This window comes from Anaerosolibacter carboniphilus, from assembly GCF_014205875.1.
GTDB classification, from domain to species: Bacteria; Bacillota; Clostridia; order Peptostreptococcales; family Thermotaleaceae; genus Anaerosolibacter; species Anaerosolibacter carboniphilus.
Window position 1 is genome coordinate 96,509 of record NZ_JACHEN010000005.1, and the last position, 23,208, is coordinate 119,716.

The 23,208-nt window shown below is 31.2% G+C and carries 23 protein-coding genes; 1 reads left to right on the forward strand and 22 read right to left on the reverse strand.

Going from position 1 to position 23,208, the window contains the following annotated elements:
• Positions 1–2: 2 nt before the first annotated feature.
• The 18 genes from HNQ80_RS05690 to HNQ80_RS05775 all read right to left on the reverse strand — a co-directional run bounded on the left by HNQ80_RS05690 (position 3) and on the right by HNQ80_RS05775 (position 19,432).
• A complete protein-coding gene (locus HNQ80_RS05690; protein ID WP_184309045.1) occupies positions 3–1,889 on the reverse strand; it encodes a hypothetical protein in 1,887 nt (628 codons plus the stop codon).
• Positions 1,890–1,916: 27 nt separating this feature from the next.
• A complete protein-coding gene (locus HNQ80_RS05695; RefSeq protein WP_184309047.1) occupies positions 1,917–3,071 on the reverse strand; it encodes an aminotransferase class V-fold PLP-dependent enzyme in 1,155 nt (384 codons plus the stop codon).
• A 21-nt stretch (positions 3,072–3,092) separates the two neighbouring features.
• Positions 3,093–6,659, reverse strand: coding sequence for a hypothetical protein (locus HNQ80_RS05700; RefSeq protein WP_184309049.1), 3,567 nt, complete (start codon positions 6,657–6,659; stop codon positions 3,093–3,095).
• Between the two features lie 6 nt (positions 6,660–6,665).
• Positions 6,666–7,568: a DUF4007 family protein gene (locus tag HNQ80_RS05705; protein WP_184309051.1), complete on the reverse strand. Its 903-nt coding sequence runs from the start codon at positions 7,566–7,568 to the stop codon at positions 6,666–6,668.
• Positions 7,565–9,292: a phosphoadenosine phosphosulfate reductase domain-containing protein gene (locus HNQ80_RS05710; protein WP_184309054.1), complete on the reverse strand. Its 1,728-nt coding sequence runs from the start codon at positions 9,290–9,292 to the stop codon at positions 7,565–7,567. The genes HNQ80_RS05705 and HNQ80_RS05710 overlap by 4 nt, the downstream gene beginning before the upstream one ends.
• Before the next feature lie 292 nt (positions 9,293–9,584).
• A complete protein-coding gene (locus HNQ80_RS05715; RefSeq protein WP_207726874.1) occupies positions 9,585–9,833 on the reverse strand; it encodes a hypothetical protein in 249 nt (82 codons plus the stop codon).
• 34 nt (positions 9,834–9,867) lie between these two features.
• Positions 9,868–10,791 carry a ParM/StbA family protein gene (locus tag HNQ80_RS05720; protein ID WP_184309057.1) on the reverse strand — a complete coding sequence of 308 codons (924 nt, stop codon included), beginning with the start codon at positions 10,789–10,791 and terminating at the stop codon, positions 9,868–9,870.
• A 244-nt stretch (positions 10,792–11,035) separates the two neighbouring features.
• The gene (locus HNQ80_RS05725; protein WP_184309059.1) at positions 11,036–11,236 is read right to left on the reverse strand and encodes a hypothetical protein; all 201 of its coding nucleotides are present in this window, start codon (positions 11,234–11,236) and stop codon (positions 11,036–11,038) included.
• Positions 11,237–12,039: 803 nt separating this feature from the next.
• Positions 12,040–12,225 carry a hypothetical protein gene (locus HNQ80_RS05730; RefSeq protein WP_184309061.1) on the reverse strand — a complete coding sequence of 62 codons (186 nt, stop codon included), beginning with the start codon at positions 12,223–12,225 and terminating at the stop codon, positions 12,040–12,042.
• A gap of 393 nt (positions 12,226–12,618) precedes the next feature.
• Positions 12,619–12,801, reverse strand: coding sequence for a hypothetical protein (locus tag HNQ80_RS05735; RefSeq protein ID WP_184309063.1), 183 nt, complete (start codon positions 12,799–12,801; stop codon positions 12,619–12,621).
• 56 nt (positions 12,802–12,857) lie between these two features.
• Positions 12,858–13,040, reverse strand: coding sequence for a hypothetical protein (locus tag HNQ80_RS05740; protein WP_184309065.1), 183 nt, complete (start codon positions 13,038–13,040; stop codon positions 12,858–12,860).
• Between the two features lie 43 nt (positions 13,041–13,083).
• Positions 13,084–13,437 (reverse strand): hypothetical protein, encoded by a 354-nt coding sequence (locus tag HNQ80_RS05745; protein WP_184309067.1) that lies wholly within the window; start codon positions 13,435–13,437, stop codon positions 13,084–13,086.
• Positions 13,438–13,642: 205 nt separating this feature from the next.
• Positions 13,643–16,321 carry a hypothetical protein gene (locus tag HNQ80_RS05750; RefSeq protein ID WP_184309069.1) on the reverse strand — a complete coding sequence of 893 codons (2,679 nt, stop codon included), beginning with the start codon at positions 16,319–16,321 and terminating at the stop codon, positions 13,643–13,645.
• A 174-nt stretch (positions 16,322–16,495) separates the two neighbouring features.
• Positions 16,496–16,807, reverse strand: a complete 312-nt coding sequence (locus tag HNQ80_RS05755) for a hypothetical protein (RefSeq protein WP_184309071.1) — start codon at positions 16,805–16,807, stop codon at positions 16,496–16,498.
• A 227-nt stretch (positions 16,808–17,034) separates the two neighbouring features.
• On the reverse strand, positions 17,035–17,325 hold the full coding sequence (locus HNQ80_RS05760; protein WP_184309073.1) for a hypothetical protein: 291 nt from the start codon (positions 17,323–17,325) through the stop codon (positions 17,035–17,037).
• A 34-nt stretch (positions 17,326–17,359) separates the two neighbouring features.
• Positions 17,360–17,644, reverse strand: a complete 285-nt coding sequence (locus HNQ80_RS05765; protein ID WP_184309075.1) for a hypothetical protein — start codon at positions 17,642–17,644, stop codon at positions 17,360–17,362.
• A 285-nt stretch (positions 17,645–17,929) separates the two neighbouring features.
• The gene (locus HNQ80_RS05770; RefSeq protein WP_184309077.1) at positions 17,930–18,277 is read right to left on the reverse strand and encodes a hypothetical protein; all 348 of its coding nucleotides are present in this window, start codon (positions 18,275–18,277) and stop codon (positions 17,930–17,932) included.
• Between the two features lie 399 nt (positions 18,278–18,676).
• Positions 18,677–19,432 carry a GGDEF domain-containing protein gene (locus tag HNQ80_RS05775; RefSeq protein ID WP_207726875.1) on the reverse strand — a complete coding sequence of 252 codons (756 nt, stop codon included), beginning with the start codon at positions 19,430–19,432 and terminating at the stop codon, positions 18,677–18,679.
• Positions 19,433–19,549: 117 nt separating this feature from the next.
• Here HNQ80_RS05775 and HNQ80_RS05780 point away from each other — a divergent pair, with 117 nt between their 5' ends.
• A complete protein-coding gene (locus tag HNQ80_RS05780; protein ID WP_184309081.1) occupies positions 19,550–19,795 on the forward strand; it encodes a helix-turn-helix domain-containing protein in 246 nt (81 codons plus the stop codon).
• Positions 19,796–19,945: 150 nt separating this feature from the next.
• On the opposite strand, the gene HNQ80_RS05785 is transcribed toward HNQ80_RS05780, so the two are convergent.
• From HNQ80_RS05785 to HNQ80_RS05800, 4 genes are all read right to left on the reverse strand, one after another.
• Positions 19,946–20,164 carry a Spo0E family sporulation regulatory protein-aspartic acid phosphatase gene (locus tag HNQ80_RS05785; protein ID WP_207726876.1) on the reverse strand — a complete coding sequence of 73 codons (219 nt, stop codon included), beginning with the start codon at positions 20,162–20,164 and terminating at the stop codon, positions 19,946–19,948.
• Positions 20,165–20,300: 136 nt separating this feature from the next.
• Complete coding sequence (locus HNQ80_RS05790; RefSeq protein WP_184309085.1) at positions 20,301–21,446, reverse strand: hypothetical protein; 1,146 nt, start codon at positions 21,444–21,446, stop codon at positions 20,301–20,303.
• A gap of 315 nt (positions 21,447–21,761) precedes the next feature.
• On the reverse strand, positions 21,762–22,667 hold the full coding sequence (locus HNQ80_RS05795) for a nuclease-related domain-containing protein (protein WP_184309087.1): 906 nt from the start codon (positions 22,665–22,667) through the stop codon (positions 21,762–21,764).
• A gap of 51 nt (positions 22,668–22,718) precedes the next feature.
• Complete coding sequence (locus HNQ80_RS05800; RefSeq protein ID WP_184309089.1) at positions 22,719–23,117, reverse strand: hypothetical protein; 399 nt, start codon at positions 23,115–23,117, stop codon at positions 22,719–22,721.
• Between the last annotated feature and the right edge of the window lie 91 nt (positions 23,118–23,208).

Consider the following 23,208-nt stretch of genomic DNA (forward strand, 5'->3'; position numbering starts at 1 on the left):
CCTCATATCTCTCTAAATATATAATTTAGCCCGAACTCATCTTCTTCAAATACCGCATAATTGTTCTGAAAATCATAATAAATTTTCTTCTGATTTTTCAAATCAGGAAATATTTTGTCTCCGATAAACTCAATATTGTAATATTTATCAGCATCAAAACTTTTGATATTATATCCATTATTACAAAGAACAAATAACTCGTATATAGATAGATCAATCTCTATATATTGTTCGTTTAACTTTATCGTTACAGAACTTGGAAAATACGAAATACTTTCTAAATACTCTCTATTTACTAGATATTTGTTTTTGCACGGAGAATTTGATAGTTTCATATCTAGTTTTGTTAATAATCTTCCTTTAGCCCTTGTAGAAAGAGACTCGATTTTAAATAATTTTTCTTGGTTTTTATTAATTCCAAATATGTTCAATAAAGCGTTTAAACCATTTTTTAGAAACTTCTCACTGAAAGTACCAGTTTTCTTTCCTATAAAATACTGCCTATCTTCGATAAGTGCATCAAACAACTCAATATAGTTTCCTTTATTAAATATTTGATTTGGATAGTTATATAAAATATCAAACAACTCAACTTCATTTCTAGAATCTCTATAAAAGAAATAATAAAATCTTGAAAATTCAGAAATGAACTTATCTAACGATGCTTCCTCATCCTTAATTGTTGATGTATCAAAAACAAAAGCACTTTCTATAAATCTGGAGGCAATAGAGTTATCAATCGCAAAATTATCAACTTCGTTTTTTAACTTATCCTTGAATTTTACAGGATCTGCATTCAAGAATAGTTTTTGTTTCTCGAAGTTGCTATTATTTAAATATCGCGGGTCAAATAGATACGCATTCTCTTTTATGAATGATAAGACTGCATTATCAGAAGCACTATCGAAAAGAGTATTGTAGAATAAGAACTGTGAAAATCTCTCTGGACTACAATGCTTCACTATTTCACAGGGGCTAATATCTTTATCTCGTATTCCTTGGGTTTTCTCTTTGATATCCAAATACTTTTCTTCTCCACCAGTAAGAATCATATATAAGAAATCCCATAAATTACGTGGAGTCAGATGAACTTTATTATACAAGAAAACCTTAAAAAGGATATTTTCTATCTTTTTGGCAATATCCTCATCTCTAATTGCAAGTAAGTTATAGTATATAGGGCAACAACCCGAAATACAGTTTTTACACTCTTCTATATCAACAAAATTATTTACCTTTGCAATCATTTGTTTAAAAAACGAATAGTGTAAGTCAGGATCTAGTTCTTTATCTGGTAAATTACAAATGGTAAGTGCTCTCAAATCAAAGTTGCAAACTAAAACATCTTCAACAAAAATGTTATTATCTAGTATTGAATACTCGATATTTAACTCGTTTAAAATCAATTTGCCTATTTCTGAGAAAAAATCCTCAAATTCTCCAACCTTTTCTTTAAGTGCTTTTGAGTAAAAAAACTTAACTGCAATTCCTGCATTCATAGCAATAATATATGTTTTTTTACTACCATTGAGATAATCAATAAAGAAATTTTCAAAATAACTTATTAACTTTTCAATTAAATCCTCTTGTTTTGAATCAGTCTGTGTTGCATCAGCATTAATACACAGATCACTGTCTGTAAAGCCTGCTTCTTTGAGTTTGCTCACTGTGTGATATAGTGTCATTGATTTGCCGTCACCAGCATTACCAGACAGTACGACCAATCTTGTTTTACTGCTCTCCTTACTTTTTTTGCAATAGTTTAACAGAAATGCATCAAAATTTGTCTCAACATACAACTGTTGCTGTATTGGTAATAATTTTTCCTGTGAAACTACAGAGTTCCTTGAAGTTGCACGCAATGCGAATAACTTTGAAATATTATCCATACCCCCACCTACCCCTATAAAAAATCCTTACATTTGCTTCACAATACTTTTTAATATTCCGTGTAGATCGCTTATATCTTGTATTGTATTAAAATAACCTATGCTAAATCTTACCGTACCACTAGGCAATGTATTAAAAATCTTATGGGCATTCGGAGCACAATGTAATCCTGTCCGAACAGCAATCCCATATTCATCCAAAACCATTCCCATAGAATCTGCATCATATCCTTTAAAATTACACGCAATGACAGAAATCTGATTACGCTCAATTTTATCTTCATAAGTAATAATTTGCTTAAACTCATTAAGGCATTTACTCAGTTCGTCAGTCAATAACCTAACCTTTTCTTCGATATTCTCACGTCCTGTTTCACGAATCCACCTAAGTGATGAGTTCAATCCTGCTATAGCCAGAATGTTATGACTTCCTACTTCATATCTGTCGGGTATGTTCGATGGACCTTCCATGCTAATTGACTCTTTTCCTGTTCCACCATATAATAATGACTTGATCTGAGTGTTACTATCACAAATAAAGCCTGCAACTCCGAATGGTCCATACAGCGTTTTATGTGCTGAAAATACTAAAAAGTCTATGTCAATTTCCTTTAGGTTTATATCTAACAGTCCTGCTGCTTGTGCTGCATCAACTAAAATTATGCATTCATACTGTTTAGCCACATTACTTATCTCCTTTAATGGTGCAATCACACCAAAAGCATTACTAACATAGGATATTATTAGTAAGTCAGGCCTGTCTTTATGAAAAGCATCTTTTAATCCTTCTATATCAAAGGCAAAACCATTTCCTTTTTCCATTGGAATTTCAATAACTTTAAATTTATATATCTTTTGTAGTTGGTGAATCACTCTCAAAATGGAATTATGTTCAAAACATGAAACATAAATATTTTCTATATTTCCCCAGTCTAATCCTTGAAGTATTGTGTTGAGTGACTCTGTCGCAGAACTATTTAGAACAACCTCTTGATTTAACTTGCATTGAAACAGTTCTTTAATTTTATCTCTAGTATCTTTTAAAATTATGTTAGTTTCCCTTGCCAACTTATATTGCCCTCTACTAGGACTAACACAAGAATTTCTCGAAAATCTATCTAATTCGTCATATACTATATTAGGTTTAGGGAAAGTAGTTGCTGCATTATCAAAGTATATCAATACTCTTTTACCCCCTTACATTCATATAAACTTCTTTAGTATTTCAATAAGAATATGTTTCTTTTCAATGTCATTAACCGAGTTCCCAAACTGTTCAAATGTATTTTCTAGACCAGTTTTTAGTATCTTACCTGTTGGTGATAGTTCTACATTTCTGGTATCAAACAATATGCGTTCTTGGCTTTTTTGCCTTACATCCGAATTCTCAACTAAAGAATTATGTATTTTTTCTTCTATAGAGTTTTTCGTTTTTAAAACTGTATCTACAAATTCGTCTAATGTATTGTCATTCCAATCAGATGTTCTCAATCGCAACATCTGAAAACTTAGTTTTTCAATTAATTCCTCTTCATTATTAGACGGTTTTTCAGCAATGGAAATAAATTTTCTTTCTTCATTGCTTAATAAGGCACATGCCTCATATTTTTCCTTTATATTGTCATACCAAATTTTTAGAAGCGACGTTAAAGAAGCCTGTCCATTATAATTTTTATCCCAAAAAATGCTTTTAATCTGATTCTCAGTCTTAGCAAGTAAATCATAGTAACTATCATCGATTTGTCTTTTTAAATTAGATATATCATTTACAAGTTCTACATCAACAGTATCAAAACCAAACTTATCAGGTAGTTTTTCAAAAACAAATTCTCTAGAGTTTATTTGCATAACTCTTAAACTACTCTTTAGGTATTCACAGTCATTGCTAATATAATGATCCTTCTGATATTTATTAAGAGATAAAAACCATCTTCTCATAGATTTTACAATTATCTCATATTCAGGAAATATAATATTAGTTTCTACTTCATTGCTCCTAAACAGTTTCCTTAAATCGTCAATATATCTTTGTTTTTTAACGTTCCACTTTTCCATATAGATGTTAAACTTTTCAGGTTTATCATTTATTACCATTATTAAATCTGGTGTAAGTTCATACTCAACGCCATTAGACGAAATTGCGATTTTATCTCTATGCTCAAAAAACTTAATGCCTAAAAATATAGGGATTAATCCTTTTCTCATTCCAATATTTTGAGAATCACCCGATAATAAATTTATTAGTTCAATCATACATTTAGTCTTGTTTGAGGCCGAAAAAATAAATGCGTCAATTAATTCAAAAACATTTTTAATCTTTTCATCTGCGTTATCAATTATAAATTTTGAATATTCTTCAGTATTTTCTAATATTCCTGTATTAATCAATACTGTCTTTACAATAAATACATCAGGACCGTTCCCTGCAAGTCCTAACATTGGCTTACCTTTATTTTCAAAAATAGCATTTAACACTTTCTTTAAAGCAGATACAATTGCTCCTGTAGGGTTTGATCTATTAATTAATTCATTTTTTATTACTGGACAATTGTAAAAGACTTGTTCACAAATTCTAGATACTTCTCTTGAAATCTGTGATCTTTTATAAATACCTATACTTTTACCGCCATTATAATATTCAAGATTACCTTTTTCAGGCAAGTACATATTTTGCAATTTAGAGTTAATTTCCTCAAATAAGTCCTGTTTAAACAAAGTTAACTCACTTTTTAGGTAAGCATCTTGTGATATAAAATTATTATCATTAAGTAAATAGCAAACACTATCATATTCTCTCAGAATATCTTCGATATTAATAAATTCTTGAGGTAATAAAAACATAACCCTTGGCTCAACAATACTCTTCAAATATTCTTTGATCTCGCTTATCTCATCTGATGAATGTAATATAATTTTATAAATAAATCCATCAGCCACTGTCATATCAGTTTTTTTAGACCAATCCGATATCTGTTGCAACTCTTTATAAGTTATATATTCATACTCGAAAAATCTTGTCATTTCATAATCATCGTTGTATTTCTTGGCCTCTTCATAATAACCTGAAAAATGATCAGCCAGAAGATTTTTAACTGATATTTGACTTCTCTTTTTTTCAGTAATTTCTGAAATGTGGTAGTTGATATCAATGTCACTGCTTTCAATAATTTTAATTTGATCAATACTTCTTACGTAATGAATATACCTATTATTGATTAAATTGTTCAGAGTGTCTTCAAAATCCTTGATAGAAATACCAAGCAAAAACTTCATAGTCTCTATATTTGCAGTCAAGAGGTTCGGTGCATTAATAATATTTATTAATGCAAGACATTTTATAAAAGATCGAGTCGTTATATCATCCTCTTGGATTTTATTAAGTACATTTTCTGCCTTACGCCATATATGATGTACTTCACTATTATAGGTTTCCTTCTTAAAATTAAACTCGAAATAATCATACAACTTATCAGGGTAAATAGTATAGAAACCATCTTCTTTAGGTAATATATCAAATAGAGAATTTTTGTCTCCTGATGAAAGAAATGTAAAAATAGTTCTATCATTTTGTGCAACTTTTTCAGATAGTCTTGGTAGCATAAAGGTTGCAGAAGGGTGCAAAGGATAGCAACCTTTTAAAATCAGGCTATCTATATCCTTACCTTCAAAGTCCTTAAAAAGATTAGATTCTAATGTATATTTATAAAGTTGATCAAATCTTTCTCTATTGTTATAAGTGAAATTCTCAAATTTATCTATATCCTTATATAATACAGTGCTGATTATTTCATAAATTTGGCTCGAGTGATTAATAAATTCTATTTGTTTAAACCTACCTTCAACCGCCCTCCAAGCATCTAACTTTTCTTTGGGTAGTTTATGTGTATATTGATTTATACTCTTATGTGATATCAGCAAAATATGTAGTTGGTTTTCTCCACTTGCTTCACATTTTTCTGCTAAGTCCTGTAGTATTTTGATTTCATTAGCAGTATTTCGACTTAGGCTACCTTCTAAATACTTGCTGAATTCGTCATAAATAATATAAATTCCATCAAAATCTGTTTTCTCTTTTAATTTAATAACTATTTCTTCATAAAATTCTGCAACATCAATAGTATTAAACGGGTTAAATCGTCCACCTGAAGTGATTTTTGTGTATAAGTCAGTAAAGTGCAGATAAGTATGCTCATCGTACATTTCTAAGTTATATATGAACTTTTCTCCATCCTCTACAGCATCAATAAACTTATCATATGTGTCAGAATAATTGTTCTTCCAAAAATATATATGTTCAATTGCGGAATGGAAAAAGGTCTTGGGCATTAATTCACTAATGTTCTCTCTTTCTAGAGCCTCTCTAACTGCTAATAGTAAGGATTGTCTTAAGTCTAATCCATTTTCTTGAATAATAACTGGCAACAATCTAGTCTTCTTTTCTTCAAAAATATCTACAATTAAATCGTAGGTCTCTTTATCCTTATATTTAATTTTTTCATAAACCGGGTATAAAGGTTCTCTATCTTTATAGGATAGTAAAGCAAGTAGCATTAGAGCAAAATGAGACTTCCCCTTACCATAAGGTCCAATCATAATACGTCTTCTATCCTTAGAATTCTCAAATAGACTCAAAATAATTTGCTTTAACTGGTTAATCCCTGTTGAAGTAGGTATATAATTCTTAACTTTATGTATATTATTTAGATCAAATTTCAAGTTGACTGAATATTTGAATCCTTGTTCAATTTTTTTGTAATCTAAAATCGACATATTGACTTACCCCTTATTTATCTTTTTATAATAAGAATGAATAACATCTATGGGTTTCATATCTGTTAATATGGTTATTACATCAAGTCCAGCAGTTCTAGTTACTGTAATATACTTTTCATTATGTAATCTATCTAAATAATTATTTAGAACAAAAATGTCCATATTGAAAACTCTAGAGATACTGCCTTCTCCTTCAATTACTTCCTTAATAGGAATCTGTCTCACTTCTTGATAATCATCGTAATCCTTATAAAATTTATCCAATAAAGCATAGAGTACGATCAGACTATCTATTTCCTCTGTCATGATCTTTCTTTTCTTATAACTTCTTCCTTCACTAGTTAGTTCAATCAAATTTAAATCTGCAAGCGGGCATTCGATATTCTCTTCAGGAGTAATCTTCTTATTTCTTATCGGTGTAAGATATGTTGAGATAATGCATGTAATGTCTCCTTCAATTGAAGAGGTAGAAACCTCTGTTTGTAAAACATATTTTATATATTCTTTTAGTTGCTCTACTGAAAATTCCTTTGTAAACTCATTAATGCTAAAAACATTAAAAAACCAATACCATGCGGTCGCTAATTCTTTGTTAGTCACTAACTGATAATGTAGCAGCCAAAGGGTTCCCTGCTCTTCCAAATAACTATCGTTTTCCCATATTGCTTTTCCAAAATCAGTAAATTCCTGATACCGCTTACCTGAAACTGGCTCTAATGATACATTGAATGCCTGTAACCAATAGCGTAAAGATTTAACCATATTTTTACCAATGGCCAATTGTTCATTTGAATCTTTCGATGTAAAAATATAAGTTTGTCCATCTCGATCGATGAACTTCATACCTTTTCTAAGCCAACCTTTTCTTAAAGCAAATGATTCATGTGCTCGAAATTTATAATTCATTTTTCAATCACCTGTCTTGTTATTAATACTTTTCTCATATAGCAACCCCCATCAAAATGAGATATACACAACTTGCAATTAACGCACTTTTCTTCATCAACTACATATTTATTGCCACTAACCTTAATTGCATCAAATTTGCACACGCCTTCGCATCCTTTACAGCCTATACACATTTGATATTTAGTTATTTGAGAATCAATTTTCTGCTTTGTCAATCTAAAATTGTCTGTCTTCAACACTACTACTTTTAATGAATTTTGGTTAAATTTCCCTTGTATGGACATGATTGGCTCATCAGTAGCATTATCAATAACTATTACTTCATTAAGCAATTTTCTTCCCATATTCTTTGAAATTCTTCCAAATGGCTTAAATACCTCATAGATATCTTCTGTGATACTTCTTTGTAATTCATACTTAATTGCATTCTCTTCTAATGTACACGGTTCAGAGTGAATTCGTATCTTTTTAGAAGCCTCAAGACCATTTCCACCTTGTCTTTTTCTCCAATTACCAGAATCTACGTATTCAGCAGCATCTTTCTTACCTACTTTTTTAGCAAAATTTATTAAATAATTTCTCCATGTTTGATACTGCTCTGGCATATATACTTTAGACATAAATTCGGACCATATACTGTTGTTTGGACAACACCAACATCCGACTCTTGCATACCCCAATCTGTAGGCATCATTAAAATCTATTTTTTCAGTCAGAATATACAGCCAAATATCTATATCGAACCAATCATAGATAGGAGTCACTACCTTTTGTTTGCTAATTTTAGGACTTTCATAATCTCTTTCATATTTACTTCTAGACGCAGATTCGTTTCTTCTAATGCCATAAAATGTTAATATATCTCTATCATTAAAAAAAATATTGATAAGATCATTAATAGGGCTTGTCTTAAATACTGTGCAACACCAACTAATCAGTCTTGCAGGTGGCCCAACTATATCACACATATCATAAAACTCTTTTTCATTATTTTTTGCCGTCAAAAGAGGTGTAGACGGGTTGTCATCTCTAAACCTTCCTACATAATCATAAGTTAATGGCATCTCTAACTTGGTATCCCCAAAGATATGAAGTATCTTTTCTTCCCTCATTTTTTTTCTTACCAAATGTGATACAACTGTAGAGTCTTTCCCCCCACTGAACGAAACAAATATAGAGTCCAGAGTATAACCCGTCAACATCTTTTCAATAAAATTATCTGCTTCATCAACAATAGTATTATATCTATCTCTATTTGCAGCGATAAATTTTTCAATATTATTGGTAAAGGTAGTATCATTGTTTAGTTCTTTAAGCCTATTATAGTTTTCAATAATTCTTTCAGGATCACTTTGAACTACTTCACTAATTTTTATTTCCTGTGATTTTCCGTTGAATATGTACCTATTACCTGATGCATTAATTAGGAACCCATCAATAAATTTAAAAGGCTCATTAATTAACAACTCAACTAACAGCCTTTCTTCAGGAAATACTATTCGGGCATCAGATGCCACATATTTAATTTTCTCACCGCAAATAGGGCATGAACTGTCCTCAAGTTTAAATTCAGTTGTGCTCCTAATTATAGGAACATTACAGTTGTAGCACCAATAGATCCCACATGTCACATAATCTGCAATAGTACATATAGCACATTTATCACATTTATCCGAGGGTACGGGTATACCTTCCTTCTTACACCAATATAAGCCATTCATATTAACACCTCAAACACAACCCATTTTCTTAAGTTTATTTTCATATCTATAAAGTATATTAGCGTTCATATCAGATCAAGATTTATTATATTCTCAGTCCAAAATATTCAATTACTTAAAATCCATTTTTATCCATCTAGTAGATACAATACAAAAAAATTATATCACAATTTTATGAATTTATAAAGAAAACACTGGAAGTATTTTCTTTTAATAGAATCACTCACTCTTTCCAATCTTTCCTTTCATTAGAACAAAAATACCAGTCAGGTATGGACTGGTATTTTTGTGTTTATATTTGTTCAAAGATATTGAATACTGCTTCTGGTATCTCTTGCTTGATCCCTTTATTCTTTGTCTCAATGTTTATATTGATCTCTCCTAATACTTCTCTCAGTGCCTGTTTAATAGCATTATTATTAAGACCATCCTGCTTGCTTGCCTCAAATGATAGTATAGCCTCTATAACATATGCCGTTTTATGTGTTTTAACCTTTAAAATATCATTGACACGTCGATCTTCTCCTCGCCTAATATCCAAACTAAGATTAATTCTTTTGATATAATCCATACTATCACCTTTTAAGCAACTTTTGTTTTGCTAACATTTCAAACCCTTTGGCATTAGTAAATGAATCTTCAATGACTTCTGTATAACCAGTATTATTTTCTTCAAGAATTTGCTTCAGTAGTATTGAACCTCCTCCGCAAAAGACTGTTGGATTCAATCTAAGTTCAAAACCATGTTCACCAACTTGCGATAGTAGTTTTTGAGTAAATCGTGTGGCAGTATCATTAACTATTTTAAAAAGCCCTTCATCCTTAAATGTAGGTTGTTTGCCTAGTATCATCTGCTGAATCTGAGATTCTGTTAAATGGTATCCTAATGCAAGAGCCTGTTGTATTATGTTATTGTAAAGGTGAATAGCCCCTACCGGCAAAGAGAAACAAGATGAAGTATTTAATAACCCATATTCAATTACAAAACAGTCACACGTTCCTCCTCCAATATCACATACATTTACTAATGGAAGATTTTTATATTCTGAAAACTTAGTTAGTAGAGCAGAATAAGACTGAGGAAAAACAAAACAGTCTTTTATATTTATTAAATACTCTCTACTTTCATAAATAAAGCCAATGTTATTTCTGATAAAATACGACTTAAACCGCTCTTTCATTCTTCCATAATTCACAATAGGCAGCCCAGCCGATAAGATTATGTCTCTTTCTCCCACTAAACCATTAGCAACATCAACAATCGACTCTGCTATCGCCCCAAGGCTCAAAACAAAAAAATCTTCATCTAAAGTCTTATCTGCTTTAACTGGAAATCTCTCTGAACCAATAGAATAATATTTGGATTCAAATTGTAATAGTCTTTTCTGAGAAATAGGCTCATCATTGAGAATGGTGAAACCTGACTTACATTCAAACCCTGTGTGTGTCTTAATACTCGCATTTCCATGGTCAATACCAATAATTTTGAGTTCTTTCATTATTAAATTCCCCTTTCATATGTTATTAGTTGTTTTTGGAACCAAAGATTTATTGTTAGTACAATTTGGAACCTACCTCAAACCTTCACCTCTTTCCTTTGTTTGTAAAAAAATAGAGGAATCAGAAAAACGGACTCTATCACCTGTCCATCTTCATGTTCCTCATTAACTATCTGGAGTCTACCATATGCCTGAATTCTAATTCTTCACAACCTCTTTAAATCCTTGATTTTTCATCATATTTTTAGGAATTATATTCTGATTGAATTTCCTTTATAAGCCTTTCCTCTAATTGAGCATTCTTACAAATTAGAAATTCCTCACGTAGTTCCTGCCTCAAGAATTCTATATAATCCGATTGAAATTCAACATCCTTTAATGCCTGTAATTCATTTCTAAACTGTTCTACTAGTTTATCAATTATCTTATCTAAATCCTTTGCCATTTGCCACCTCCTATCTCTACAAACAGTTCTATCAGTACACTCATAGAAACTCATTCAATACCTTCTGTTCATCTCCTGCTAATATGTTATAATGCTAAAATCCATTAAAATAGGCTATTTATAAATATCATAGGGGCTTATGATTAAATGTCACATATATACTGTCAAAATCTATTTTTTTCATTTTTTTCTTGTCTATAATTATTTTTTTCAGCAGGGGTATTGGGAGAGATAGATGTCAGGCCTGAATAAATTCTTAAGCCCTATAATATCATTCATGTTTAGAATTAAATGCCATATAATACTCAACATAAATGCTTCATTTCAAGTTGAATTCTTTCATTTTCAGGAATATTAGCAATATTTTATGGGTTTTTATGATAATTACTGTTACATTTGATTTAATTCATTTTTTTCTTATTTTATTCACCCATTTAATCTTAGATAAAATATTGTCCTCACTCACCAATGGCTCATAGTAGACATCTTTTCAATATCATTAAAGAACCATAATTAATAACATATATGATTTATTTATAATAGTTAATATCACTTCATAATTGTTGTTAACAGATTTTCTCTACATCGGCAAACCGTTAATAATATTTAATAATATTCAATAATATTCAATGCCAATTCATAATGATTATTAAATATTGAGATGTATTTATAACTGTTGTTAATAGAGTTCATTCTTCTCTTTGACTGCTCACCAAAAATTAAAAAACTCTGTATATATCAGTAACTTTATTAAAGATAACTGAATTAAACAGAGTTCTTTACTATTAAAACTTGCGATTTACTTAATTGCTCAATGCCCATATAGAAATTGGTTTTTGCAGTCTTACTATTTTTCCTTTCCTTTTTATATCCACCTGTACCAAGTATTTATTATCCTGCCTCTGTATATCAACCACTTCAACCTTGCATCCCATTTTCCCTTCTAAAATATGCTCTAGACTATCCTGAATCATTTTTTGCTCTTCCATATTATCCGCTCCTTTAATTACAAATTTTTAAAAAGGTAGCCGGGATATTTCCCGGCCAAAATGAAAAATACTAAAGAAAGTTTGGGGATTTACAAATTACTATTGGGATCATACCAATGAAAACAAAATACAACTTGAGATAAATAGTTATTGCTTATACATCAAGACCGTTTAAATTACCTTTCGTTTGCACCTCCTAGATTTTCTGATGAAATAGAAAAGAACACGTCAATAAAAAGAGGGGGACATCCTCTTATAATCCGTGTTCCTGACTATCTTAAGTAATTATTCACATGCGTCTATTCTATTTTCTACAAGACAATCCTTTATTTTAAAAAATAAATTTTAAAGTTCATTTGAGTATTTGTTGATACCTTTTTAAAATATAGGTTTTTATTCTCTGCATATCCTTTTTATTTCCATACAGCCTTTATGTATTTCATCAATAATGGCAGTTGCAAAACTTTCACCCACTACTGTATAAGTGAAATACTGCTGCATTGAGATATTTGGCTTAAATATGATCCAAAATAGCCATGAAAAAAGGGCAGCCATCAAAACCGTATATGTAGCCATAAAAAAACTCTCTAATGTCTTACTTATCTTTAACACCTCCTATACAATATTTTTTCCTATATATCCTCGTTAATTTTACCCTTGCTTTTAGCAGTATATTTATCTTCTTTAATTTTGGATAATTTCTTTAAATAGATAATTAATTGTTCAGTTTCCATTTCCCAAATGCTATCATCTATATTCTTGCACTCCCAAATTTCCACTTTACCTTTATCAGATTTCTTTTTATTAGAACCCATTTAACTCACCCATCTTTGATTAATATAGAATCTCTTTTTATTATCAATTGCTTTCCCCGTTTGTATCTTCTACTATATAGCCATGTATTTTATATGCAGTTATCGCACTTCTAGCAAAGAAAAGAGAGTCAGAGTCTTTTTTCCTGAAATCTCTCAATAAATTATAATAAATTTCTAAATCAGTCTCCTTGATTAACTTATTTATACTAATCTTATTGTCTCTACAATACTTATTTAAAAGAGCCGCAGTTACCCATTCAATTTTCTTAAGTCTATGTTTGTACTTATACCGCTCATCAGTTATAATGATGCAGGCATTATGAATAAGTTCATTTAAAAGTTCTATCGGATTATCTATAAAAATTTCTGGTATTTCTATAACATGAATTATACTCAAAACCTCACCTCATTCTTCATAAAAGATTGCTGATCTTCTACTAGATAACTTTATGCTCTATAGTAAAAATCCTCCCTGCCAAAGGAAGTTCTTTTGACAGGAAGGTTCTTACTGTATAATATATCACTAACAAAGGAGACATTTCTGACTACATGTTTAGTATAGCATGCATTCGAAATAAACGCAGGTCCATTAGGAATATTCTTTATTCAATATTCTTCTTTTTATATTCATTCAATTCTTGTTGTGAAAGAAATATAAACTCTGCACCCGGTACAGGGAAATTACTTAACAATAACACTTTTGAAGGCTCTCTTAAGGTTCTTGCCCTCCCCACAGTTTGAATAAGTTCACTCTCAATCATATAGAATTGTATCTCCCTGAGAAAGTCATTTCTACTGTAGGTTTGAAAATAAAACTTGTAAATTCCTCTTGTCACTGGCTGGTAGGACATAATACTATCGTCTAATCTGATGCTATATCCCAACACACTACTGAATAATAAATATCTTAAAGGATTAACATGAGGCGTACCAATAATAGTGATATTTTCACCTTTTAAATTATCTCTTCCAGCCGTATTCCAGAAGTTAAAATTGGTATTAATTAAATCTTGAAAATAATTTTTATATGTTATCACCTTACTATTAGGGTTGTACAGTTCAATTAGTTTTTCAGCCATGTTAAGCATACCATCATAGTCCCTATTAATTGAGTATTTAGAATAACTTTTAGTAGGAATTTGAATAATTTCTCCCTTTTGCTCTATTTCTCCCATATCATAAAAGAAGATGTCATTTCCAAAAACGATTTTTGCAATGTTTTCATTGATTGTAGCACTTAAAATAACTATTTTTTTATCAGGGAGATGCCTTTTGCCTATAAAATAAATATATTCAATATTATCAGGTCCATTTACTTTTACATAGCGGCTAGAGTTCAAAAATCCCAATATGTTAGAATCAATAGTTTCGTCCTCAATAATCATTCTTTCAATTTCCTCTGCAAGATGAAGAAAATACGATGGTGTTTCTTTAACTAGTCCATATTGTGCATTCAATATTTCCTGCTCTATTCCTTGTAAAGTCCCTTTTGAGGCTGCAAATTCTGATTTCATTCTTATCTTTGCATTAACCATTGATAAGTCTCCCATTTTTATATGAGATATGGGGAACATAGCGTTTAGTATTATATCTTCGTCTACTATAACAGTATCATTAAAATCCTTATCATAGAGCAGTCTATGATGTGTTGTAATAATAGTTTCATTACTTATTTTCTTTGCATTCTTTAATTTACCAAGATAACGTTCAACTTCTTCACATTCTTTCGCCTTCTGTTTTAAAAATATATTGGCTCCTCTAAAAGAACCGCTATCGTAAAGTCTTTGTAATTCCTTAGTATCTGCTGCACTCATTTTTGGCAGTTCTGGCATAACAAAATGATGTATGCCTTTACTTTTCATTTTTTCACTAATTTCACATTTTAACTCGTGAGTCGGCACTGCTACTGTCAGATTCTTATTCTTACAAGCATTTAAATACAATTCAGTCTTTCCTATACCAGTTGGGGCTTTAATGATATAGATACCTTTCTTATCATTATCTAGTATAGATTCAAATTTTTCACTAAGTTCGTTTTCTGCTTCTTCCAAAGTTCTTGCTTTTGTTTTACCCATTACATGTATTCTACCTCTTACAAGTTTCCCTTGTTCAATCATATTTAAGCAGTGATTGCAATTGCTTTCAAACTGCATTGGACAAAAGTATTCACACTGGCATGGTTGATAGTTTGACTTTATTATCTGATTTGCCATTGTACTCCAACTATCCGCCTTCTCAGCGTATTCTTTTCTGCTATTTAAAATTTGTTCTACCTTGGTTGAACCACCTTCTATTTGGAGTAGATTTGTCATTATTCCGAAGATTTCCATATGGTGAAGCCAATATCTTCCTTCAATTGCTTCTCGATATAGGGTGCAATTCTTATACAATTCTTCATAAGGATAATTCCTAATTAATTTTTTCTTCTCTCGTTGCTTTTGGATATCAAATTTAAAACTGCCTTTATTTTCACTCGATATATGAAATTCCTTTGTATTTGGTTTACTAAAGAAAATGACATAGTTCATAGGACTATTTTCTACACACAAACTACTATTATTTAATAATGTTGTCCCATTTTTAGTCATGCAGACAAACACATTGTGCTCTTCATTAATTTTAGGCATGTCTTTATCATTGTTGAAAATAACCAGTTTAGGGTAGCCATTATACATATCTACTCCTGCGGAGCGGCAGAAATTTTCCATATCTCTGGTAGGATTAGGACCATTTCTAATCACTGCAGACGCGGCATGGCAAATATCAATCACTGAAACAGTATTCTCAAAGTTGTTATAGACAATTTCTTTTCCTCCAAACATTATTCGAGCAGCGTCTCCTGCCATAGTATCTGTCTGTGGAAAGACCTTTATTAATGACTTCTGAACAAACTCTCTTACTCTAATATCTTCTATCTCATGTTCAAGAATAAATACTATCCTAAATCGTTCATAGTCTGATGTTGAACTAAAAGTAGTATATATAAATGCAGGCATTAGATTAAATTCATTACACTTTTTCAGTGCTTCTTTTACTGTAAGCCCATTGTCTATATCTAAAGCAAATACCTGCTGACTCTTCCATGAAGCATTCGTTCTTTGCCCTTCTCCAAAAACTGCACTTGAAAAACTCCTGCCATAAGGTTGTACTGTGAATTTAGCAAAGTTCTCAACTAATATTTCAGTTGAACTTTTGGCAATCCGATTTGAAATATGTGCAGTTTCCTTCTTAGTTGGTTTTCTATCAAAGTTTTTACTATCTAAAGATATTCTAATTTTCATAGCAATGCCCTCCTTTGTTTTTTTTAACAAAGGGCATGCTTTTTTAAGTAATTTCTTTAATTTTGTTTTTGTGCTGTTTTAGATAACTGTAGTTATATTTTGTTTGATATTTTGGTTTATTCTCTTTTTGCCCTGATTTAATTAATATTCAACAATAAACTTTCATTCTTATGGTTAATCTTCTTGAATCATATCAGAGAAATATTTTTCTATAGACTCAGTTTCATTATGCTCTTCTAGCCATTCATATGCCTCTTCAGAATCTACCGGAATAATAGTTTCTAACCCTGTTGTACTATTTCCAACTCTTTCATGATATTTTGACATAGGTCCACCATCTGCATGTATAAAGTAGTTTCCTTTCGAAGTTTTATAAAGTCCTTCATATAAATATCTAAAATCACTTCTAGAAAAACCATTATAAAATTCTGCCACCAATTCAGCCTTTTCAGTATCATACGCCTTTTTATTAATCACTTTTCTCATTTTTACAACATCTCCTTTCGTTTAACTTATTTACAATAACATTCACTAGATGCCTGTAGAATAAAGTAACTCCCGTTACTAGTATAAAAATATCCTTTTCTCAGAGTTTCTATATTCTGTCGGCTTATTGGACAATCATAATTCAACATATTTATGGTCCAACTACTACATTATTTAATACACTCACCCTCACCCCCCTTCATTTTCTCTTTAGAATTAGTTTTGTTTCAGGATAAAAATAGAAATTGTTGTAGAATTTCATTGCTATATGCGTCCTTGATTTTTTCATATCCCTGCTGCCTCAACACCTCTTCTTTTTCTTTATTAGTTTTCGATAACTTCACAAACTCAAATTTTCCACTATCCTGATTGTATTTTCGGAAGATTGAATAGAAAAAGGAACGATAGTTGCTAATAAGCACTGTGAAGCCCAATTCCTCAGCAACTCCCTTAATTCCTGATAAAGACGAAGCCTTTGCAAGCATTCCATTTTGCTCATTGACATAGATTTTTGCCATGCTTTTATCACCTCCTTTATAAATTCTTATTCTACTAATGCTGATTAGTCAGGGTTACTAATTGCTGCACCAATTGATTCATAGCCCAAAGTTCTCTTCTGCCAGCCAAATATAGGGCAAGATATTCATAGAAATCCTTTATTTCCAATTGGTAATATATCGCTCTATCGCCTGCAGTGCAAATTACAATATGTCTAATCTTTCCATATTCGTCATATACATCTTGCAATCTACAGTTCTCAATATCGAACAGCACTCTCTTTCCATTTCTCGAATACTCTAGATACTTATCTAGTGCAATTTTCCTTTTAACTCCCATTACACATTCCTCCTCTCAAAGATTTCAAAAAAATAACAGAGCAAAAAACACCAGTGTATATAAATACCACTGATAAAAATTTGCTCTGTTAATAATACTTTGTTTTATAGATATTCAGTTTTTGTTTAAAATACTATACCTTATAATTAAAAATAAAAAGTATAGGATTCATTAAGATACTCTCATTATAGCATAATATTCCATGTAATGATTTTACAGTATAGTTACAAAAGTTCGAATTTATTTATCAAGCCCTTGATAAGTAAATGTTTATCCTCTTACAAGTTACTCTGATATTTTGTCTATGGCTGTGTAATCTCTAATATCTTCAATTTCTTCCTTAAATTCATTAGTCTTCTCAATAGACTTAGCAATAATCATTTTTCTATCATTTAAGAACTCCTCTTTTGCCGCATTTGTTATCTTTAGTTCTCCATTTTGTATTTGAGCATAGACTGCCTCTATTAGGTCCTTAATATCCTTTCTAACTTCTATTCTAGGCTCTTTTAGGTTCTTGCCTATAAACTCTGCACTATACTCTACTTTACTATTCCCATGGGGCTGTATTTGTGCAGATATCTCTATAGAAAAGCATGAATCATATACCTTCCCCCAGATGGCTTTTTCAGTCATTATAAACATCTCCTTTCCCAAAATAAAAAACTAACAAAATACACCACTAGGACTTAATCAGTCGTGGCTAATGAATACTTTGTTAGTTTGCTTTGATTTCATGATTATTTCTTATTTATTTTTCTATACTTCTTTGTTGTATCATTAGTATATATCAATGCTTCAGCCATGTCAAATAACCATATCGATATTTTTTCAACATATTTGTCAACTCTCAAATAAACCACCTTCATTAAAAGAAGAACCTGCAATTACTTTCGGTCTTCTCGGCTAATGCCTCACTACAAAGTAATTACAGGTTCTTTCTTTTAACATATTTTAGACAAAAGAAAGGTTGGATAGTCTGTATTAAGATTATATCATGATTTTTAGCCATTAGCAGCATGTTTACAGTAGTTTTCATTTTCCCTTTTCAGCGGATCTTCTATAACTCTTCTGACCTTTTCTTTTATTCTTATACTTAGTTTTCTTCTCCATATACATGTTCATATCGGCTATCTGCACTGTATTTTGAAGACTTTTCAAGCAATTGGAATAGGCAATACCGGTACTTATCTCTACTATAATGCCTGAATTCTCATTTTTAGAAGCAACTTCTTGTCTTATTCTATATATTACCTTTTCTGCTCCCTTAATATCACTATCAAAAAGTAGCAATAGGAACTCATCTCCACCGTAGTGAATTCCAATATCCCCTTCCCTAATACACTGTTTAATGGACATACCAACCGTCTTAATTGCTCTATCGCCTTCACCATGACCACAAGTGTCATTTAGTTCCTTCAGATTATCTATATCAATCATTACAACTGTATAATTAGAAACCCGGGGGAATTTAATAGTTCCACTTTGGATATGTTCCCAATAGTTGCGGTTGTATAATCCCGTGAAGTAATCTTGATATATTAACTCTAGATGGAACTGTTTTTCCATAGTCACAGCGAAGAGTACAGTGTTTTCAAGATCTATCTTTTCTATCTTTAAGTTAAAGTCCTCTTTCTCTTTCACAATGATATTTTCACCATTCATACTGGCTTCAATATCAATATCCCTGATAATTTCTTCTGCCATTTTTCTATCTTCTATGCTGCAGTATATCATTTTACACTGCTCATTTAACATCACAAATATTGACTGAAGCCCCCTAAAATCCATTATCATCCCATCCATCCTCTATAAGAACAACCATGTGCTTTATTAGAACATTACTTGTTAAATTTTCATTTACAATCAAAATAAATGTTCTAATAAAACACAAAGGTGGCTTCATCTATGAAATTAATAACCGAAGGTGATACAAAAAATATAATCGGTCCTCGCCTAAAAACGGCTAGACAAAAGAATAAATTAACCCAGCAACAGTTGTCCATTAAACTTGAAACCATGGCTATTTATATTGATCGAGCAAGCATCTCAAAAATTGAACTTCAGAAAAGGATTGTAACAGATTATGAACTATTTGCTTTTTCACAACTCTTAAATGTCAGTGTACACTGGCTATTGGGTATAGAGAACTAATTGTTCTTTATTAGAATAATTATAGCACTGCTGGAAATTTCTGCAAATAATATCGATTAGATAGAAAGAGTATGGTAGGGCTTTATTCAGTCCTGTTCTTACTCTTTCTTAATTTTAAGTCATTCACATATTATAAGCCGTTTGAGGGTCCTACATTAGTCTTCTTTGATATTCTACAATTAGCACATCCAATTGCTCACTTTTTTTTAAAATATTCTCATATGGTTCTTCATGCCTCGCATATTGCTCTGATAGTTCTTTCTGCAGTCTTTTTATTTCATTTTCCAACACTTGAATTTCTTTTTTATCTGCTGCTTTCTTAATTGCTTGAATCACCTCCAATAATGATAATATCATTCTATCTCGCATTACATATTTTGTCAGGACCTACAAAATAAAAAGACTCTAATTTTTCTGTTTAGTGCTAGAAAATTTAAAGTCTTTTTATATACTTTCACGTTTAGTTACTAATATCTTATCTTAAATTAAATATACTTTTATTCAATTATTGCAGCGGTGGGAACGAATCCAAATGTCTTATAGCCATTGATCCTTTATTTGTCTCTATACCAATCATGGTAACTTCAAGTGAATCATTAAAGACAAATGGTACAAAACCTTCCACAATGCTTTGTGGTTTTATAGACGTTGGCAATCCTTTATCTCCTAGTGCCTTTTGCATATCTTCTTTACTTAAAGTTTCTTCAACAGTAATACCCTTACCGCTAATAGAACGGATAACAACTTGGTTTATAGAGATTTCTTCGTTAGAGGTGTTAGCCAAGCGAACTTTTGCAAGAGCAAGCATTCCCTTTTCAGGTTTAGAAAGTTTACCTATAGTATCATTGCCAGTGTACTGTATTCCAAGAACTTGAAACTTAGTGTACCCATTACCTACAATTTCTAAAGAAGCGTAAGTTACAGGTACGGGACCTTCTTTACCTTCAGGTGTAATACCTCCATCAGTCATATTACTTCTGTCACTAACAAGAGGTGTAACATCTGATATAGGCTTATCTTGGAGGCTGGATCTAATCCTAATTTCAGTTATAGTATCTTTTATATTAAACCTTAAGTAAACAGTTCTAGGGTCAGTAAAAGATACTTGTAAATCTTTCGTTTGATTTGGTTCTATAGAAATAGGAGCACCTGTCAACTTTGTTCCAGATATGTTTTCTCCTCCATTTGAATACACGATGTACTTTATGCTCTCGTCTGTTAAAGTGATAGTTTCACTACCTATATTTGCAAACTTAATGGTTGTGACATTGTTTTGAAATCCTATAATTTGAAATCTAAATCCATCTCCGTAGAAAGTTCCAATACGGCTTGGCCCAGCATTTCTTATCTCATTACCCAATGGAGTAATAGTTCTATGAGGCTCCAAGTCAAAGGGCAATGGCGTGTTTACAAATTTTAGAGGTTCGAACGTTTCAATAGTCTTTTCCACCTCTTTCGAAGCCTCCTTCGATTCTTGTTTATTATTTGTATTACTAGTATTATCCACTGATTTTTCTGAGTTTTCACTTACAGTTGTATCGGTTTTTTTATTTTGATTATCTACCTTTTGGGCACAGCCTGCGACTAGCAACAGTATCAAAATCAACAAAAACCAAGTAATGATTGTTCTTCTGTTTATTTTATACAGCAAAGTATCTCCTCCCTTTCCCCTTTTTGGATAAATCTTTTTTAGTAATATGATGTTCTATATTAGCACATCACAACTTCAACATTATATCATTGCTTTCAAAATATTGTAAATATATGGAGTATTAATTTTCCGAATCACTTTGATTCATTATAATACTTAAAACTTTTAGCACCTTACATGCTTGTACAATTTTTTCTTGGTTCTATCCAAATCTTCTAATCTAAATTTAGAGCATTGATACCAAAAAATCGTGTATACTAGCAATTGGCATTCTGCAAAATACACGATTTTTATATTTATTTTACTCTAATTTATTTATACTGCCTTTTCATTTTGTGCAGTAAACTTTGATAATTGATTGTAAAGAAGTTCAATAGAAATATCATCTGCTCTCATTTCTTTATTGTAGTTCTCAATATAATGATTTAACCGATCTACCTTTTGCACCACAAGTGGCGTATTTTCTAAGCCCTCGATGGTTGTCTTTTTATTCGCTATTACTACGACCCCTTCTACTGGTATTTTTATGTCTGGAAACTCTTTTGCTATGTAATCTTTTAGCACTCTATCGTGTCTATTGACTTGCTGCAGGGGATTTTCTATACCATAGGTGTTCTCGACATGAGTCAGGCTCCAGTCTCCATCTTTACTGATAGTAATTTTCCCCCCAGATTCACCACCATGGCTTTTCGTTTCCAAATGAAAAATGGCATAAGGGCTTAGAACGATATGGTCAAACTCCTGCCGCTCAATATGATGTGGTATTCTTACATTGTGTAGGACTTTATATGTATCAGATGGAAGCCATTTTAGGCTGTACTGCACTTCCCGTTCTCCTTCTTCACCGCTTTCTCTGATTTTCTGCTCTTTATGATTTTTTCTTTCTTCTTCATTTTCTAAAATTCTTATATTCCCTAAATTAAGCCCTTTGCTCATAAGTACATTCATCAATTGCCTTTTTAAATCTGAACTAATATTAGGCGATTGATTTACCATTTGAAATCCTGCCCTTAGACGATTCCATTCGGTTGGATGATTGGTTATTGATGTCCTTTTAACCAACTTAATAAAGTTCTCTACTTTCTCATTTGTTAAATTCTCTCCTAGCGAGTTAATTGCTAACTTAAGCCTTATTGAACTGATAAATTTGTATCCTTTAAAGACTAATACAGTCCCAATAATTATAAATGGTAGCCATGCTATTGCATAACGCAAAATCATTTTTTTCCTCCTTCCAGTCTCTTCAAAACCAATCCACTTTCTTAAGTGTTTTTATTTTTTCTTTAAAGTCAGTGTTAGATATTGAATCTTTAAAGTTAATTCGTCTCCTGATAGATTGGCTTCGTAAATGAGAGTATTACCTCCATTTGATGGCGTAATTTCAAGATGTGTTTCATCAACCCATTGGTATTTCATCCCTATTCCATTAATATTTGCCGTACTATCTTTTAAAAACTCTACTTCTGCACCTTGGTTAAAGAGCATTTGTACTACTTTAACAATCATAATGTTTCCAACATTAACTTGGTCTTTTTTGGCTTGTTCAATATCTTCATTGACTGTATCTACTGTCCACTTCCCAACAATTGGATTACTATCTGAACCACAACCGGTAAAAATAGCAGTAAAAAGAGTTAGAACAACTAATAATAGGACTATCTTTTTTGACATTTCTTCACCCCCTGATAATAAAATAATGTTCTAATAAAGCACATGTGCTTTATTAGAACATTATATCATTGCCGTATTTTACTGTAAATAT